Source organism: Sphingomonas azotifigens NBRC 15497, from assembly GCF_002091475.1.
In the GTDB taxonomy this organism is placed as follows: Bacteria; Pseudomonadota; Alphaproteobacteria; order Sphingomonadales; family Sphingomonadaceae; genus Sphingomonas; species Sphingomonas azotifigens.
This window is the reverse complement of the sequence record NZ_BCTR01000014.1, coordinates 62013-77913: the sequence shown is the minus strand read 5'-3', so window position 1 is coordinate 77913 and position 15901 is coordinate 62013. Positions and strand designations below refer to the sequence as shown.

General features: G+C 65.9%; 16 protein-coding genes. 7 read left to right on the top strand and 9 right to left on the bottom strand.

Features of this window, described 5'->3' with window-relative positions:
* Window positions 1-51: 51 nt before the first annotated feature.
* Together SAZ01S_RS06725 and SAZ01S_RS06720 are read right to left on the bottom strand one after the other, a co-directional pair.
* A complete protein-coding gene (locus tag SAZ01S_RS06725; RefSeq protein ID WP_084581286.1) occupies window positions 52-765 on the bottom strand; it encodes an alpha/beta fold hydrolase in 714 nt (237 codons plus the stop codon).
* A gap of 46 nt (window positions 766-811) precedes the next feature.
* Entirely contained in the window at window positions 812-3109 is a 2298-nt protein-coding gene (locus tag SAZ01S_RS06720; protein ID WP_167693095.1) for a TonB-dependent receptor, read from the bottom strand.
* A gap of 156 nt (window positions 3110-3265) precedes the next feature.
* Between SAZ01S_RS06720 and SAZ01S_RS06715 the strand changes: the two genes are divergently transcribed.
* From SAZ01S_RS06715 to SAZ01S_RS06700, 4 genes are all read left to right on the top strand, one after another.
* Complete coding sequence (locus SAZ01S_RS06715; protein WP_084581571.1) at window positions 3266-4264, top strand: helix-turn-helix domain-containing protein; 999 nt, start codon at window positions 3266-3268, stop codon at window positions 4262-4264.
* 112 nt (window positions 4265-4376) lie between these two features.
* The gene (locus tag SAZ01S_RS06710) at window positions 4377-5123 is read left to right on the top strand and encodes an electron transfer flavoprotein subunit beta/FixA family protein (RefSeq protein WP_084581282.1); all 747 of its coding nucleotides are present in this window, start codon (window positions 4377-4379) and stop codon (window positions 5121-5123) included.
* Window positions 5124-5150: 27 nt separating this feature from the next.
* On the top strand, window positions 5151-6080 hold the full coding sequence (locus SAZ01S_RS06705; RefSeq protein ID WP_084581280.1) for an electron transfer flavoprotein subunit alpha/FixB family protein: 930 nt from the start codon (window positions 5151-5153) through the stop codon (window positions 6078-6080).
* Window positions 6081-6093: 13 nt separating this feature from the next.
* Complete coding sequence (locus SAZ01S_RS06700; protein ID WP_084581278.1) at window positions 6094-6411, top strand: 2Fe-2S iron-sulfur cluster-binding protein; 318 nt, start codon at window positions 6094-6096, stop codon at window positions 6409-6411.
* Window positions 6412-6658: 247 nt separating this feature from the next.
* On the opposite strand, the gene SAZ01S_RS06695 is transcribed toward SAZ01S_RS06700, so the two are convergent.
* The 5 genes from SAZ01S_RS06695 to SAZ01S_RS06675 form a co-directional block, all read right to left on the bottom strand.
* Window positions 6659-7312: a TetR/AcrR family transcriptional regulator gene (locus SAZ01S_RS06695; RefSeq protein WP_084581276.1), complete on the bottom strand. Its 654-nt coding sequence runs from the start codon at window positions 7310-7312 to the stop codon at window positions 6659-6661.
* A gap of 47 nt (window positions 7313-7359) precedes the next feature.
* A complete protein-coding gene (locus SAZ01S_RS06690; RefSeq protein ID WP_084581273.1) occupies window positions 7360-8466 on the bottom strand; it encodes an NAD(P)H-dependent flavin oxidoreductase in 1107 nt (368 codons plus the stop codon).
* 50 nt (window positions 8467-8516) lie between these two features.
* On the bottom strand, window positions 8517-9407 hold the full coding sequence (locus SAZ01S_RS06685; RefSeq protein WP_084581271.1) for a crotonase/enoyl-CoA hydratase family protein: 891 nt from the start codon (window positions 9405-9407) through the stop codon (window positions 8517-8519).
* A gap of 90 nt (window positions 9408-9497) precedes the next feature.
* A complete protein-coding gene (locus SAZ01S_RS06680; RefSeq protein ID WP_245824665.1) occupies window positions 9498-10496 on the bottom strand; it encodes an SDR family NAD(P)-dependent oxidoreductase in 999 nt (332 codons plus the stop codon).
* Complete coding sequence (locus SAZ01S_RS06675; protein WP_084581269.1) at window positions 10493-10912, bottom strand: carboxymuconolactone decarboxylase family protein; 420 nt, start codon at window positions 10910-10912, stop codon at window positions 10493-10495. Before SAZ01S_RS06675 ends, SAZ01S_RS06680 begins: the two co-directional genes overlap by 4 nt.
* A 189-nt stretch (window positions 10913-11101) precedes the next feature.
* Here SAZ01S_RS06675 and SAZ01S_RS06670 point away from each other — a divergent pair, with 189 nt between their 5' ends.
* The 3 genes from SAZ01S_RS06670 to SAZ01S_RS06660 all read left to right on the top strand — a co-directional run bounded on the left by SAZ01S_RS06670 (window position 11102) and on the right by SAZ01S_RS06660 (window position 14165).
* Window positions 11102-12025 (top strand): NADP-dependent oxidoreductase, encoded by a 924-nt coding sequence (locus tag SAZ01S_RS06670; RefSeq protein ID WP_245824664.1) that lies wholly within the window; start codon window positions 11102-11104, stop codon window positions 12023-12025.
* A 98-nt stretch (window positions 12026-12123) separates the two neighbouring features.
* A complete protein-coding gene (locus tag SAZ01S_RS06665; protein ID WP_084581268.1) occupies window positions 12124-12930 on the top strand; it encodes an enoyl-CoA hydratase/isomerase family protein in 807 nt (268 codons plus the stop codon).
* A gap of 23 nt (window positions 12931-12953) precedes the next feature.
* Complete coding sequence (locus SAZ01S_RS06660) at window positions 12954-14165, top strand: cytochrome P450 (protein ID WP_084581267.1); 1212 nt, start codon at window positions 12954-12956, stop codon at window positions 14163-14165.
* Between the two features lie 70 nt (window positions 14166-14235).
* On the opposite strand, the gene SAZ01S_RS06655 is transcribed toward SAZ01S_RS06660, so the two are convergent.
* Together SAZ01S_RS06655 and SAZ01S_RS06650 are read right to left on the bottom strand one after the other, a co-directional pair.
* Entirely contained in the window at window positions 14236-14721 is a 486-nt protein-coding gene (locus SAZ01S_RS06655) for a MaoC family dehydratase (protein WP_084581266.1), read from the bottom strand.
* Window positions 14718-15893, bottom strand: coding sequence for an acyl-CoA dehydrogenase family protein (locus tag SAZ01S_RS06650; RefSeq protein WP_218018034.1), 1176 nt, complete (start codon window positions 15891-15893; stop codon window positions 14718-14720). The genes SAZ01S_RS06655 and SAZ01S_RS06650 overlap by 4 nt, the downstream gene beginning before the upstream one ends.
* Between the last annotated feature and the right edge of the window lie 8 nt (window positions 15894-15901).

Sequence of the window (15901 nt, the reverse complement as noted above, 5' to 3'; positions counted from 1 at the left end):
CAACACCGAAACGCCGTCCTTGCCCTCCGGGGGGAAGGACGGCGTGGTCGTTCAATCCGCTGCCGCGCCGTCCAGCATCGCCGCGACATCGTCGGGCGAGTCGATCATCAGATCATGTCCGCCCTGCATGCCGACGCACTGCCACGAGGGATCGCGGGCGGTTTCTTCGGCGAATTTGCGGAACAGGCGCGAGTCATAGCCCGAGGCATAGACGTAGATCTTCCGGGCGATCGACTCCCGTCCGCGGACGGACGGCAGACTCTCGGTGAAGGTCAACGGCGGATGCGGCGTCATCTTCGCATCGACCCAGGCCAGGTCCGCTTCGTTGACGTTGAAGGCGGTGGCGGGCAGCGGGCGCAGCGGGCCGGTGCGCATCGCCGCCTCCATATGGGGCCGCGCCGCCGGGTCGGCATAGTCGAGCAGACACTGCCCCGCTTCGGGTTTCAGCGCATCCAGATAGACGATGCTGCGGATGCGCTGCGCCAATTGCTCGGCAACGCCGGTGATCACCATGCCGCCATAGGAGTGCCCGCACAGCACCACGTCCTCCAGATCCTCCCACAGGAGGAGGTTCGCCACGTCCTGGACATGGGTGGAAAGCGTGATGTCCGGGCGCAGCAGGTGCGCGCGATCGGCCAGGCCGGTCAGCGTCGGCGTGAAGACGCGATGGCCGCGCCGTTGCAGCCGATCCGCCACGCGCCGCCAGCACCAGCCGCCATGATAGGCCCCGTGCACGAGCACGATATTGCCAGGTTGCGCCGTCATAGGATTGCTCTCTCCCCCAATATTTCGGAAATCGTCCGGGCCGTGCTCAGAATTTGAAGGAGACGTCGGCGCCGAAGGTTCGCGGTGCGCCATAGACATAGGTGGCGTATCCCGTCGATGTCAGGTTGTCCTGGCCAAGCAGCTTGTACTGCTTGTTCAAGGCATTGTTCATCCAGAAGCCGATGTTGACCGGCAGCACGCCGATCAGATCGATTCGTGCATTGAGCAGCGCATATTGCGGGATGTAGGTATTGTTGTTCTGGAGGATGTCCTGGGTATAGGCCCCGGACCGGTAGTAGCCCGTGGCCGAAAATCTTGCCGATCCGCGGTCGACCGGTGCGGTGTAGCTCGCGGTGATGTTCGCGGTATGTGCGGGCGTCGCTGCGATCGCCAGGCCGGAAAGGTCTTCGCCCGTCTGGAAACCGATCGCGTTGAGCTGGGGCGACCGGAAGCGATCGTAGCGCGCGTGGATATAGGAATAGAATCCGGACAGTTCGACGCGCGTCGCGGGGCGGTAGGTGATCTCCGCCTCGGCGCCATAGTTGGTCGAGGAGGCTGCGTTGAAGGTGGCGATGAAGGTCTGCCCCTGCGGGACGATATAGGTCCCGTTCTCCACGCGCTGCTGATTTTCATATTTGGCGTAGAACAGCGTGAGATTGGTTCGGATCGGGCGTCCGAAAAGCTTCCAGTCCACCTTCGCGCCGGCCTCGTAGTTGTTCACCCGCTCCGGCTTGTACACCTGATAGGCGGGCTCGATCACGCGCAGGTTGATGCCGCCCGCCTGCGCGCCCCGCCCCGCATTGGCGAAGATCAGCGCGGCCGGCGTGATCTGGAAACTGAGCGCGGCATTGTAGGTGAAGAGGTTCGACTGGGTGGCGCCGCGTAGCGTGCAGGTCGCCGGGTCGAACGTCTGGGTTGCGGGGTTGTAGAACAGCGCATTCGCGCAGGCGGGGCTGTTGTCCGTGGGCGAAACCGTGCCGCTATAGGTCTGCCCGGTCACGCGCAGCTTGGCGGAGGAATAGCGGGCGCCTGCGGTGAGGGTCAGGCGATCGGTGAAGTGGTAATTGGCTTGCCCGAACACCGCTTCCTCGCGGGTGCGGAAGGTGTTCCGGATGTTGCTCGGGCTGATGCGCAGGAAGGGCGGCAGACCGCCCGTCGGCGTCAGCGCGAGAACATCGATATGGCTGCCCTGGAAGAAGTTGTTCTGCGAATAAAAGAGTCCGATCGTGTAATCGATCCGGTCAAACAGGCGCTTCCCCTGCAGCGTCAGTTCGTTCGTGTACTGGTGGGTGCGATTGAAATTCGCGATGTTGAGCAGGGGAAGGGGCAGCCCGGCATAGTTCGCATTGTCATTGAACTGGTCGTGGCGATAGCCGAAGACGTTGCGGAGCGTGGGGCCGCCGAGATCGATCGTCGTGGTATTGGTGATGCCCAGATTCCTGGCGTTCTGGTACAGATTTTCGGGCAAATAGGTCTCGCGCGAACCGAGCGCCAATTCGCGCGTGCCCAGCGTCGTGCAATTCGAATAGAGATAGCAGCCGCCGCCAAAGGCGACCAGCTTGCCGGTGTTCGGCGTCTGGTAGACTTTGACATAGTCGACCATCGTCGTGTTGGTGATCGCGTCGACGGGCGACCAGCGGACAATACCGCGTGCCGACCAATGGCGCTCGGCATCGAGGTCCGGCCCTACCAGATTCCTGGTGAAGCCGTCACGATCTACCCAGTTGCCGGAAATCCGCACCGCGAGCCGGTCCGATACCGGCACGTTCAGAAAGCCTTCCATTTCGCTGCGATGATAGTTGCCATAGCCCGCCTTGAGGCCGCCCGCGAGAACGTCCGTGGGGTCATTGGGCAGGAAGATGACGGCGCCGCCGGTGGTGTTCTTTCCGAACAACGTGCCTTGCGGCCCCTTCAGGACCTGCACGTTCTGAAGGTCATAGGCGGCATAGGCGACGGAATAGGTCGACGGGATGGGAACATAGCCGAGATAGGTGGCCACCCCGCCCTGGGAACTGACGACGCCGTTCTGCCGCGCGCCGCGAATGGAGAAATCGGGGGCGCCGCCCTGCGCTTCGGGATTGATCACCACGCCGGGGGCGTAGAACTGGATGTCGGTGACCGTCTGGACTCGCTTCTTCTCCAGATCGTCCCCGGAAATGGCGTTGATGGTGATGGGCACCGTCTGGAGCCGCTCGTCGCTCTTGCGCGCGGTGACGACGATGTCGGTGATGCCGGTATCCGCGGCCGGGCTGTCGGGCTTCTCCGCCGTTTGCGCGGCAGCCGGGGCGGGCAACAGCGCCACGCCGAGGGCATTCAGCGAAATGCCGATGATCCAGTTTTTCATGCTATCCTTCCCAACGATGCGGCTCTTTGCGGCCGCCACCGATCGACCTTGCGGCAGGACGCCGATGGTATCTTGCCCATTTGCGATGGCGATTGTCCGAAACTGCAAGGCCAGCGGCGACGCGGCGGGAGCCTTGTATCGGCGGCGATTTGGAGCATGATCGCGCGTGTGCCTGCGCGAACGGGACCGGCCTGCGCACAGCTGCCGGGCGTGGGACAACGGCACGCGATCCACGACAGGGGGGGAGAGGAAAGGACAATGACCGCACCGTCGCCCCTCGATTCCTGGCTGGCCGCCGCGACGCGAGCAGGCCGCGTGCATGATGTGTTTCGCTGGAGCGAGTCGGTGGTCGCGCTGCAGGCGGACTTTTGGGACGGGCCGACCTTCGTCGCGCCGGCGCCCTCGTTCTTGGTCGTGGGGCATGCGATCCAGGGCGAAGGCGCCGCTCGCGCCACCCGGATACGACCCCGCGAGATCCACGCCTCGGGCTATGACGTGGAATGGGGCGGTTCGCGCGTCAGCGGGCGTTGGACGGCGCAGTTTCTCGCGATCGACAAACACTTTCTCTCGCAGGCGATCGACATCCATTCGGCGGGCCTGATGGCCGACATCCGCATTGCCGAACTGGCCGACGAAAGGCTGCTCGCGTGTCTCGATGCGCTCGCACCGGCGTCTGCCATGGTGCGCGACCCGATCTATGCGGATCATGTTGCGTTCGCGATTTGCCGGCGCCTTGCCGCGCTGTATGGGGCGCCGCGCGAGGAGCAAGGGCGCTACCCGCTCGACCGTGCCAGGGTCGAGGCGTTCATCGAATCGAAGTTGACCGAGCCCGTCTCGACGATCGCAATGGCCGCCGCGCTCGATGTGCCGATCCGCGCGCTGTTTCTATATTTCGAAAGCGTATTCGGCACCTCGCCCAGCCGGTATCTGCGCTCCAGGCGACTTGCCCGCGCGCGTGCCGTTCTGGAGGCGTCGGACATGTCGATCGCGGACATCGCGACGCTCTACTGCTTCTACGATCAGGCCAAGTTCACCCATGCCTTTCGCGAGGTCTACAAGACCACGCCGGCGCGCTATCGCCGGGAGCGACGACCCGACGGGTACCGGGCGGCCCACGATGAATCCGTGCCGTCGCGCATTTCACAACCGCGATAACCCACGCGCCGTCCGATCGGAGGATTGCTCCGGCCGCGACACGCGGCAATGACGAGCGCATGCAGGAATGCGGCGCCGCAGGTGCGCCATTGCGAAGTGAGAAGGAATCCCGATGAAGGTGCTGGTGGCGGTCAAGCGGGTGCTGGATTACAATGTGAAGCCCCGGGTGAAGACCGACGGCAGCGGCGTCGATCTCGCCAACGTCAAGATGAGCATGAACCCCTTTGACGAGATTGCCGTCGAAGAGGCGATCCGGCTGAAGGACAAGGGCGTCACCGAGATCGTGGTGGTGTCGGTGGGCGACGCCAAGGCGCAGGAAACGCTGCGCACGGCGCTGGCAATGGGGGCCGACCGGGCCATCTTGGTGACGAGCGAGGAGGCGGTCGAGCCGCTCGGTGTCGCCAAGATCCTCAAGGCCGTTGCCGAGGAAGAGAAGCCCGACCTGATCATCCTGGGCAAGCAGGCGATCGACGGCGACAACAACCAGACCGGACAGATGCTGGCGGGGCTGCTCGGCGTCGGCCAGGGGACCTTCGCCTCCAAGGTCGAACTGGCGGACGGCAGCGTCACCGTGACCCGCGAAGTCGATGGCGGGCTCGAAACGGAAAAGCTGGTGCTCCCGGCGATCATCACCACCGACCTGCGGCTCAACGAACCGCGCTATGCCTCGCTGCCCAACATCATGAAGGCGAAGTCCAAGCCGCTCGCCCAGAAGACGGCGGCGGACTATGGCGTCGACGTGTCGCCGCGGCTCACCACCCTCGAGGTGCGCGAACCCGCCAAGCGCCAGGCGGGGATCCGGGTCGCGGACGTAGACGCGCTGGTCGGCAAGCTGAAGGCGATGGGCGTCGCCAACTAATCCCGGCCGACTTGGAGAACGAAACAGATGAAGACACTGGTTTGGGTCGAACATGACGGCAGCGCCGTCAAGGACGCCACGCTCGCGGCGGTTGCCGCAGCCGCGCAAATGGGGGCGGTGGACCTCCTGGTGGCCGGGAGCGACGTCCAGGGCGTCGCGCAGCGCGCGGCAGGAATCGTCGGCGTCGGCACGGTGCATGTGGCGGACGATGCCGCCTATGCGCATGCGCTCGCCGAGAACGTAGCGCCGCTCGTCGTCAAGCTGATGGCCGACCACGACGCCTTTGTCGCGCCGGCAACCACCACCGGCAAGAACGTCGCCCCTCGCGTCGCCGCGCTGCTCGACGTCATGCAGATCAGCGACATCCTGTCGGTGGAAGGCGAAGACACGTTCACCCGCCCGATCTACGCCGGCAACGCGATCGCCAAGGTGCGGACCCGCGATGCCAAGAAGGTCATCACCGTGCGCGGTACCGCGTTCGAAAAGGCGGCGGGCGAGGGCGGTACCGCCGTGATCGCGCCCGTCGAGTCGACCGGCGATCAGGGGCTGTCGGTGTTCGAGGGCGCCGAGATCGCCAAGAGCGCGCGGCCCGAACTCACCAGCGCGAAGGTGGTCGTATCGGGCGGCCGGGCGCTCGGTTCGTCCGAACAGTTCCATGCGGTGATCGATCCGCTGGCCGACAAGCTTGGCGCAGGCGTCGGCGCGAGCCGCGCGGCGGTGGACGCCGGCTATGCGCCCAACGACTATCAGGTCGGCCAGACCGGCAAGATCGTCGCACCCGAAGTCTATGTCGCGGTCGGCATCTCCGGCGCGATCCAGCACCTTGCCGGCATGAAGGATTCCAAGACGATCGTCGCGATCAACAAGGACGAGGACGCGCCGATCTTCCAGGTGGCGGACATCGGCCTGGTGGGCGACCTCTTCAAGGTCGTTCCCGAACTCACCGAAAAGCTTTGAAGGATCCAATAGCATGATCACGATCAACGTCGTCCGGCGCGATGGAACGACTGTGCCGGTCCAAGCGAACGAGGACGGGTCGCTGATGGAGGCGATCCGCAATGCGGGCATCGACGAGTTGCTCGCGCTGTGTGGCGGCTGCTGCTCGTGCGCGACCTGCCATGTCCATGTCGAGCCGGGGTTCGAAGCGGCGCTCCCGCCGCTCGGCGACGACGAGAGCGACCTGCTGGACAGCTCGGGGGACCGCGACGAACACTCGCGGCTTTCCTGTCAGATCCCGATCACGGCTGCACTGGACGGCCTGACGGTGCGCGTCGCCGCCGAAGACTGACGCGCCAAAGGCCTCATACCAGGCTGCGTTGATACCGTCTCCTCCAGCCTCTACCCGTCATCCCGGCGAAAGCCGGGATCCATTCGCCTCTCGGTCTCAGCAAGCGCCGATAGCGAGACCGCAATGGACCCCGGCTTTCGCCGGGGTGACGATGTGGAGGACGAAGATAGGTTCTTCTCCGTGCAGGTTGGTATCAGGCCGGTGCCGCGAAATGCGCTGCGGCGCATTTCCGAACAGACTCTCAGGCCTATGGCGCGCCGTCGCGCGCTTCGGCCTGCAGCCCGCGGATCAGCGTTTCGGTCATGCCCCGGGCGACCAGACGAAAGTCGCGGATCGGCCCGTCGATATAATAGCGCGTGATCGCCTGCAGGATCGACGCGGTGGCAAGGCTGGCCTGGCGCGCGTCGAGCGTGGCGTGGAGTTCGCCCGCTGCACGCGCTTCCTCGAACATGCGGTCCAGCAGGCGCCGTATCCGGCGGCTTTCATGATCGATCGTCTCGCGCTGTTCGGCGCTCAGATGCTCGCGCTGTTCGTAATAGGCGTGGCGGTAATCGGCGCGCCGTTCGAGGTCGGTGATGTTCGCCTCGACGAAAAGGCGAATGCGCGCGGCCATCGCGGCCGGGGAGGCGAGGATCCCGTCCAGCCGCTCCGCTGAATCGCGAATGCCGGTCAGGCACACTTCCAGCAGTGCGTCTTCCTTCGACCGGAAGTAATGATAGAGGCTCGCCGGGTTGACTCCGGCGCGCTCCGCCAGCGCCCGCATGCTCGTGCCGTGATAGCCTTCGCGTGCGAACATGGCGGCGGCGACGTCCAGCAGCTCGATACGGCGGGTGGCGGACGGGGGGCGTCCCCGCCCGCGCACCGGCGCCGGTTCAGCGCCGGGGGGCGCCATGGCGTTCATGTCCCGTCAGCTCCATGCCTGCGCGCTCGCACAAGGCGCGCCGCCGATCAAGCTGCGGCGGAGGAGATGCTCCGCCCGGCCGCCGCGGCTGCCTCGCGTGCCACGACGTCGCGCTCCATCAGGCCCGCCAGCCTGCCGAAGCTTTCCTCTGCCTCAGCGACCACCCGTTCGATCACCTCGGCGATCGACGGGATGTCGTGGACCAGCCCGACCGACATGCCCGCGCCGCACTGGCCGTGTTCCAGGTCGCCGGTGTCGCGCGCGAGCGTGCCCATCTTGAGCATCCGCGCCATCCGCATCATCGCGAAGGTCTCCTTGGGGCCCTTGCGCAAGACGTCGGAGAACATCTTGAGATATGGCTGCTCGAGCTCGCGGGCGATCCCGAAGGACTGCAGAAAGATCGAGACCGGGTTCAGCGACTGCTTGCCGTTGTAGATCCGCTCCGGCCCCGGCGTGTTGAGCACGCGGCACATATGCCCGTCGAACTTGTTCGAATAGAGCGTCCGGTCGACGTCGGATTCGACGGCGCGCTGCTTGAAATTGTCGTGGACGACGCCTTCGTTGGTCAGCAGCATCCGCGTGCCCATCGACACGCCCTCCGCACCGAGCGCGAGCGCCCCCACCAGGCCCGCGCCGTTGGCGACGCCGCCCGCCGCGATGATCGGAATGTCGAGCAGCTCGGCGAGCCGCGGGACCAGCACGAACGTCGTGATGTCACCGGCATGGCCGGCGGCCTCGTGTCCGGCGGCGATCACCGCATCGGCGCCGTGTTTCTGCGCGCTGACCGCCAGCTTCACGCTGTTGACCGACGCCATGACCTTGCCGCCATAGGTGCGCGCCCGCTTCACGATCCAGTCGCCGCGGCCCATCGAATAGTTGATGACCGGCACCTCTTCTTCCAGCGCGATCTTCACATTCTCCATCGCGTTCGGCAGCGCAAGCGGCGCGTTGATGCCGAACGGGCGGTCGGTCGCGGCGCGGATGCGGCGAATATCCTCGCGCACCCGCTCGGGCGGGTTCGAGCCGGCGCCGTACACGCCCAGCCCGCCGGCGTTGCACACGGCGATCACCATTTCAGGATAGGCGATGCGGCCCATGCCGGCGTTCAGGATCGGGTGCTGGATGTCGAACAGTTCGGTAATCGCGGTCTTCATGATCCACCTCTCTCGCGGAGCGTTCCGGCGATGCTAGATGACGGACGGAGTCAGCCGTACACCGGCTCCTCCCACCAGGGATAGAAATCGGGCATGTCGCTCGAGACCTTGCACTCGAATTCCGGCAGGCGGCGCTCGATGAAGGACTTCACGCCTTCCTTTGCGTCCGGCGTCCGCCCGCGGGTCGAAATGCCGCGGCTTTCGATCCGGTGCGCGTCCATCGGATCGGGCATGCCCAGCCCCCGCCACAGCATCTGCCGCATCAGCGCGATCGACACCGGCGCGGTGTTCTCGGCGATCTCGCGGCCAATGGCATAGGCCGCCGGCAGCAATTCTTCCGGCGGCACGACCTGGCTGAGCAGCCCCGCCGCCTTGAGCTCGTCGGCCGGGATGATCCGCCCGCTGAAGCTCCACTCCAGCGCCTTGTTGATGCCGACGGCGCGGGGGAGGAACCAGGAGGAGCAGCATTCATGGACGATGCCGCGCCGTGCGTAGACGAAGCCCATCCGCGCCTTCTCGCTGCCGATGCGGATGTCCATCGGCAGCGTCATCGACGCGCCGACGCCGGCGGCCGCGCCGTTGATGGCGGCGATCACTGGTTTCAGGCTGCGGAAGATGCGGAGCGCCACCAGGCCGCCCCCGTCGCGCGACAGGGGATTGCTATAGTCGATGCTGCCGTCCGGGCGGACCGGGCTATGGGCGGGATCCCGGTTCTTGTCGAACACGGCGGCGCCCTTCGAAAAGTCGGCGCCCCCGCAAAACGCCTTGCCCGCTCCGGTAACGACGACGGCGCGGACATCGTCGTCACCGTCGGTCAGGTCGAACGCCGCGATCAGCTCTTCGCGCATCCCGCCGCCCATGGCGTTCAGCACCTCGGGGCGGTTCAGCGTGATCGTCGCGATGTTGTCGTTCACCTCATACAGGATCGTCTCGAAACCCATGCGTATCCGCTCCTCATGCGCTTCTCGCGAATGCGTTCCGCAGCGCCGTTTCCGAGCGATATAGCATTATCCAAACGATCGTTAAAGAAATTATTCGCCCGTTGCCTGGGTGCCCTTCTGTGCGAGGCGCGCGGCGACCACCGTGTCCATTTCCTCCAGGCCGCTGCGCGGCATGTCGAAGCGCGTGCAGTCGTCGATGGCGGCGAGATGGTCGAGGATGTCCTCGCTGGTCGGGGCTTCGCTTCCCGGCTGGCACCAGCCCTGGGTGAGGCCGATGAAGATCCGGGCGAACTTCCCGCCGAGCACCGAGTACATGTTCTGCGACGTGGTGCAGGCGTTGCTGACGAGGTAGCAGGCCATCGCCGCGACCGACTCGGGCGTCATCGCGTCGGCATAGTGCCGGCTCCGCTCGCCCGCCGCCTTCAGGAACGCGCCGTCCGGGCGCTCGGCCAGCGGTGTTCCCCCCAGCCGGCCGCCGCGCGCATTGGGGAAGAGGCAATTGACCGCGATTCCGGCCGGGGCCTCCTGCGCGATGACGTTCATCAGCCCGATCATCGCCGTCTTCGCCGCACCGTAATTGGCCCGGAAGGGATTGCCGAACACGCCGGACTGCGATCCGATCAGCAGCAAGCGGCCATATCCCTGCCGCAGCATCGCGCGGTAGGCGGGCTGGCACACGAAGAACGCGCCCTTCACATGCACGGCCAGCACGGCGTCGATGTCGTCGGCCGAAAGCGCACCGAAGCCCGCATTGCGCTGGTTGCCGGCATTGCTGATGACCGCATCGACGCGCCCGAAGCGCGAAAGCGCGGCATCGATGATGGCCTCGCCGCCGGCCTCGGTCGCGACCGTATCATAGTTGGCGAGGGCGCGGCCGCCGGCCGCCTCGATTTCGCGCACGACGACATCGGCATAATCGGCGGCGGAACCCTGACCGGTCGTGTCGCCGCCCAGATCGTTCACGACCACGGCCGCGCCGCGCCGCGCGAGCTCTTTCGAGAAGGCCGCACCGAGCGCACCGCCGCCGCCGGTGACGACGACGACACGATCGCGGAAGTCGATCGGCGCATGCCCTGCCGCGCCGATCACAGCACGCCCCGCTCTTCCGGAGTTTGAACCGAAGGGTCGAGCCCGAGTTCGCGCAGGACTTCGATCACCGGGCCCTGGGCGGAGGCGACCGCCGGAAAGCCGAGATAGGGCACGCACTGGATCAGCGCTTCCTCGATCTCGCGCGCGGTCAGGCCGTTGCGGATGCCGATGCGCACATGGTTCTTCAGCTCGGAATATTGGCGCGTGGCGATCAGGATCGCGATGACGATAAGGCTGCGCTGTTTCATCTCCAGCCCGGGCCGCGACCAGACGCCGCCGAACGCGAAATCCAGTGCCAGCGCCGAACTCCCGGAAAGAAATCCGCCGGCATCGGCCTGGCTGGCCAGCCGCTGCGCGATCTCTTCGCCCAACATCGCGGTGAAGGTTGCCAGTCCGCTGGCGCGATAGTCCGTCATTCTGCTTCTCTCTCCTGGGTGCACCGGTCACCGTGCCGGCCCTATGTGGCGAAGGACGACGCGCATGCGCAATGCACGCGGCACTCATCAGGCTTGTGATGCCGGAATCGATACGGGCACGACCGCTCCTATGTGATGGCATGGTCGCGGCGGCGAGGGTGCGGCGAACAGGATCCAAGGAGGCAGCATATGACGGCGGAAACCATGCGGGCGATCGTGTTCGACGGTTACGGCGATGCCTCGGTCCTGCGCGAGGCGCGGTTGCCTTGCCCGGTGCCGCAACCCGGGCAGATGCTCGTGCGGGTGTGCGCGATCGGGGTGAACCCGGCCGACGGCAAATGGCGTTCGGGGATGTTCGCCCGCACCCGTCCGCTGCAATTCCCGCAGGTTCCGGGCTACGACGTCGCCGGCGAGGTCGTGTACTCGGAAGACGCGGCGATGCCGCCGGGTACGCGGGTGGCCGCGATGCTCGATGCGCTGGTGCAGGGCGCCTATGCCGAATATGCCGCTGTCGCGCCTAGGTCCGCCGCGCCGATCGCCGATACGCTGTCGTTCGAGGCGGCGGCCACATTGCCGACGCCCGGGCTCACCGGGGTGCAGCTGATCGAGGAGCAGCTCGATGTCCAGCCGGGCGAGACGGTGTTGCTGACGGGCGCAACCGGCGCCGTCGGCCGCTTCGCGCTCCACGCGGCGCGGGCGCGGGGTGCCAGGGTCGTGGCGGCGGTCCGTGCGAAGCATGTCGATACCGCGATTGCGCTGGGCGCAGCGCAGGCGATCGTGCTGGGCGAGCAGCAATGGACCGGCGCGCCGTTCGATCATGTCGCCGATACCGTGGGCGGCGCGCTGGTTGCCGATCTCTGCCGGCACGTGCGGGCCGGCGGGCGGATCCGCACCGTCTCCACCACGCCCATCCCGGCGGAGGGGCTGCCGTGCACGCCCGGCTTTTTCGGCGTGCACGCGGATGCCGATCGGCTCGCCCGGCTGGCCCAGGCAGCGGGTGCCGGCGCGTTGGAGGTGGCGATCGCGGCGCGCTTTCCCTTGGTGCAGGCTGCCGATGCCCAGCGGCTGGTGGATGCCGGATCCGCGGGCGGGAAGGTCGTGCTGATACCCTGATCGGCGCACGCATCAAGAATATGAAATGCGCGGCCGCGCCGGTGCGGTGCGGGCGGCGCATGGTATCACCGGCGCCTGACCCGTTTCCGGAGCATGTGATGACCGATCGTTACGCAAAATACGAACGACTTAGTTTCGACCGCCCGCACCCCAAGGTGCTGCGCATCCGCCTCGACAATGGCAAGATGAATACCGCCGATCATCGGATGCACTGGGAACTGGCGGAGATATGGAACGATCTCGACGCCGATCCCGACGTCAACGCCGCGATCATCACGGGCAACGACCGGTTTTTCTCCGCCGGCGGCGATTTCGCGATGGTGGAAGATCTGATGAACGACCCCGAGGCGCGTGCGCGCGGCTGGAAGGAAGCGCGGGCGATCGTCTACAACCTGATCAACTGCAACAAGCCGGTCGTCAGCGCCATGCGCGGCGTGGCGGTAGGGGCGGGGCTCGTCACCGGCATCCTCGCCGACATTTCGGTGGCGACGAAGGATTGCCGGATCATCGACGGCCATACCCGCCTGGGCGTCGCGGCCGGCGATCATGCGGCGATCATCTGGCCGCTCCTCTGCGGGATGGCGCGCGCCAAATACTGGCTGCTGCTGTGCGATACGCTGCTCGGCGAGCAGGCCGCGGACATCGGTCTGATCTCGCTGGCGGTCGAGGACAGCGAGCTGGACGACAAGGCGGTAGAACTGGCGACGCGGCTCGCCACCGGCGCGCAATCCGCCATCCGCTGGACCAAGCATTCGCTCAACAACTGGCTGCGCCAGATGGGGCCGACCTTCGACGCCAGCCTGGCGCTCGAATTCCTCGGATTTGCAGGCTTCGAGCCGCAGGAGGGGGTGCGTTCCCACCGAGAGAAGCGCAGCCCGGCCTGGCCCGAAACCAGCGCCGTCTGACCTCCCTTAGCAGGAACAAGCCCATGACCTTCAAAACCCCTGCCCAGAAATATCCCGTGCCCGCGCACGTTCCGCCCGAACTGGTCGTCGATTTCGACGCCTACCGTCCGATCACGGGTGACGAGCAATATCATGAGGCATTTCTCGCCGTGCGCGCCAAGGCGCCCGACATCTTCTGGTCGCCGTATAATGGCGGCCATTGGATCCTGACGCGCCGGGATCATCTTTCCGAAGCCTTTGGCGACTATCAGCGGTTTACCTCGACCAAGGGCGCCAGCCTCAACCCGAACCGCCCTCCCGAGGCGCCGAAGCTCGCGCCGATCGAACTCGACCCGCCGGTTCAGCAAAGCTTTCGGAAGCTGTTCGCCTCCGCCTTCATCGTCTCGGCATTGAAGGAGCGCGAGAAGGAGGCGAGGGCGCTGGCGATCGAGCTGATCGACGGCATGAAGCCGCGCGGCGGCTGCGAATTCATCAAGGATTTCGCACAACACCTGCCGATCAAGATCTTCATGCGCATGGTCGATCTCCCCGAAGAGGATCGCCTGACGCTGCTGCCGCTCGCCAATGCGCAGGTCGTCGCCGATGGCCCCAAGGAAGAGACGATCAAGCTGCTGTTCGAATATACCGGACGCCACGTGATGGAACGTGCGGCCCGCCCGGGCCAGGATCTGATCAGCAGGATCGCGACGGCCGAGATCGATGGCCGGCCGATCACGCAGCACGAGGCGATTGGTCTGTCGACGCTGTTGCTGATCGGCGGGCTCGATACGGTCGCATCGATGATGGGGCACATCATGCAGTTCCTTGCCTGCTCGCCGGAGCATCGCCGCCAGCTGATCGAGCAGCCCGCGTTGATCCAGCCGGCTGTCGAGGAATTTCTCCGCCGCTTCGCGCTTACCAACCCGGCACGGGGCGTGGTCGAAGACATCGACTTTCACGGGGTGGAGATGCGCGCAGGCGACCGGGTGCTCCTGTCCACACCCCTTGGTGCGGTCGATCCGGCCGAGTATGTGGATCCGCTGACGGTCGATTTTACCCGCAAGTCGGGCAGCAAGACCACCTTCGGCGCAGGGCCGCATGTCTGCCCCGGCTCGATGCTGGCGCGTCTCGAGCTCAAGATCCTGCTCGAGGAATGGCTGACGCGCATTCCTGACTTCGCGCTCGATCCCGCCGATGCGCCGCGGCTCAAGACCGGCGTCAACGGCAGTTTCGAGCACCTGCCGCTGGTCTGGTGACCGGATAGGAAAGGAGGGCGGGATCGTCTGATCCCGCCCTCTTTCTGTTCTCCGGCCGTCCCAGTTCGCGTCAGCCCGTGGTGCGCGCCTTCACCATGCGGAGCGGGGTGTAGGTCAGCACATGGCTGCCATCCTGCTTGAACACGCGGTTCAGGGTGCGGACCAGGCCACGGTTCGGGCGGCTGCTGCTGCGCCGGCTCTCGATCACCTCGCATTCGGCGTGGATCGTGTCCCCGACAAAGGTGGGGCCCTCGATCTTGAAGTCCATGCCGAGGAACGCAAACCCCGTGTGCTGCATCGTCGACTGGACCAGCAGCCCTTCGATGAAGGTGAACACCATCGCGCCGGGGATCACCTGGCGCTTGATGTCGCTTTCCGCCTTCAGGAATTCGAGGTTGGTGAACAGCACTTCGGTCATGCCGGTGCAGGTCGTGAAGGCCACCAGATCGGCTTCGAACAAGGTCCGGCCGATCGTGCGGAATTTCCGTCCCAGCGGCAGATCCTCATAGGCGCAGCCGAGGCCGATCACCGGATAGTCGTCGTTCGTGTCGTTCATGATCGTGCTTCCTGCTCGCGTCCCAGAATCGTGCGCGCAATCAGGTTGCGCTGGATCTGGTTGGTGCCTTCGATGATCTGCAAGACCTTGGCGTCGCGGAAATACCGTCCGATCGGATATTCCGCCGAGATGCCGGCGGCCCCGAACAGCTGGACGGCGTCCGTCGCGACCTTCATCGCGGTGTCGCTGGAGAAGGTCTTGGCGATCGCCGCGGCCTTGGCCATGGCCTGGCCGGTGATCCCGGCGTCGACCATCGTCGCGGCGCGATAGGTGAGCTGGCGCGCTGCCTCCGTCTGGATCTCCATATCGGCGATCATCCAGCGAATGCCCTGGAAATCGGAGACCGTGCGTCCGAACGCCCGACGCGTGCTGATGAAGTCGGTGGCATGGTCGATGGCGCCCTGGGCCAGTCCGACGCCGCGTGCAGCGACGATCGGGCGCGAACTGTTCAGCGCCTCGACGACGCAGCGGAAGCCATCCCCCTCGGGCCCGATCCGCTGCTCCTCCCCGACGACGACGTTGTCGAGAAACAGCGGGTTCGACGGCACGCCGCGTGCACCGCTCTTGTCTTCCTTGCGGCCGATCTCGAACCCCGGGGTGTCGGTGGGCACGATGAAGAAGTTGATCCCCGCCTTGTCCGCACCGTCGACCTTCGCCGCGACCAGCACGAAGTCCGACTTGGCGGCGTTGGTGCACCAGATCTTGTTGCCGCTGATCCGGTACCCCGCGCCGTCGCGAACGGCGCGGGTCTTGATGCCGGACACGTCCGATCCGGACTGCGATTCGGTCAGCGAGAAGGCGCCGCGCGTCCGACCCGCCGCCAGATCGGGCAGGTAGCGATCCTTCTGCTCCGCCGTGCCGCCGCCGATGATCGCACCGATCGGCAGCCATTGCATGAAGAGGATATAGGCGGTGTTGTAGCAGACCCGCCCCAGTTCCTCGACGGCGACGCAGCCGGACAGCAGGTCGTCCGCCCCGCCATAGCTTTCGGGGAAGGGCAGCAGGAACAGGCCGAGTTCGTTCAGCAGGTCGAACATGTCCTGCGGGTATTCCGCGGTCGCGTCGATTTCGGCAGCCCGGGGGGCCACCTTTTCGCGCGCAACGCGGCGAACGAGATCACGTACCGCGATCTGCTGCTCGCCCAACGCGAACAGGGCATTCATCTGTGTCATGGGAACCG

What these genes read in the sequence shown, in the direction of transcription:
- SAZ01S_RS06725 (WP_084581286.1), bottom strand. Translation starts at nt 765, where the DNA reads ATGACGGCGCAACCTGGCAATATCGTGCTCGTGCACGGGGCCTATCAT.
- SAZ01S_RS06720 (WP_167693095.1), bottom strand. Translation starts at nt 3,109, where the DNA reads ATGAAAAACTGGATCATCGGCATTTCGCTGAATGCCCTCGGCGTGGCG.
- SAZ01S_RS06715 (WP_084581571.1), top strand. Translation starts at nt 3,266, where the DNA reads ATGATCGCGCGTGTGCCTGCGCGAACGGGACCGGCCTGCGCACAGCTG.
- SAZ01S_RS06710 (WP_084581282.1), top strand. Translation starts at nt 4,377, where the DNA reads ATGAAGGTGCTGGTGGCGGTCAAGCGGGTGCTGGATTACAATGTGAAG.
- SAZ01S_RS06705 (WP_084581280.1), top strand. Translation starts at nt 5,151, where the DNA reads ATGAAGACACTGGTTTGGGTCGAACATGACGGCAGCGCCGTCAAGGAC.
- SAZ01S_RS06700 (WP_084581278.1), top strand. Translation starts at nt 6,094, where the DNA reads ATGATCACGATCAACGTCGTCCGGCGCGATGGAACGACTGTGCCGGTC.
- SAZ01S_RS06695 (WP_084581276.1), bottom strand. Translation starts at nt 7,312, where the DNA reads ATGAACGCCATGGCGCCCCCCGGCGCTGAACCGGCGCCGGTGCGCGGG.
- SAZ01S_RS06690 (WP_084581273.1), bottom strand. Translation starts at nt 8,466, where the DNA reads ATGAAGACCGCGATTACCGAACTGTTCGACATCCAGCACCCGATCCTG.
- SAZ01S_RS06685 (WP_084581271.1), bottom strand. Translation starts at nt 9,407, where the DNA reads ATGGGTTTCGAGACGATCCTGTATGAGGTGAACGACAACATCGCGACG.
- SAZ01S_RS06675 (WP_084581269.1), bottom strand. Translation starts at nt 10,912, where the DNA reads ATGACGGACTATCGCGCCAGCGGACTGGCAACCTTCACCGCGATGTTG.
- SAZ01S_RS06670 (WP_245824664.1), top strand. Translation starts at nt 11,102, where the DNA reads ATGACGGCGGAAACCATGCGGGCGATCGTGTTCGACGGTTACGGCGAT.
- SAZ01S_RS06665 (WP_084581268.1), top strand. Translation starts at nt 12,124, where the DNA reads ATGACCGATCGTTACGCAAAATACGAACGACTTAGTTTCGACCGCCCG.
- SAZ01S_RS06660 (WP_084581267.1), top strand. Translation starts at nt 12,954, where the DNA reads ATGACCTTCAAAACCCCTGCCCAGAAATATCCCGTGCCCGCGCACGTT.
- SAZ01S_RS06655 (WP_084581266.1), bottom strand. Translation starts at nt 14,721, where the DNA reads ATGAACGACACGAACGACGACTATCCGGTGATCGGCCTCGGCTGCGCC.
- SAZ01S_RS06650 (WP_218018034.1), bottom strand. Translation starts at nt 15,893, where the DNA reads ATGACACAGATGAATGCCCTGTTCGCGTTGGGCGAGCAGCAGATCGCG.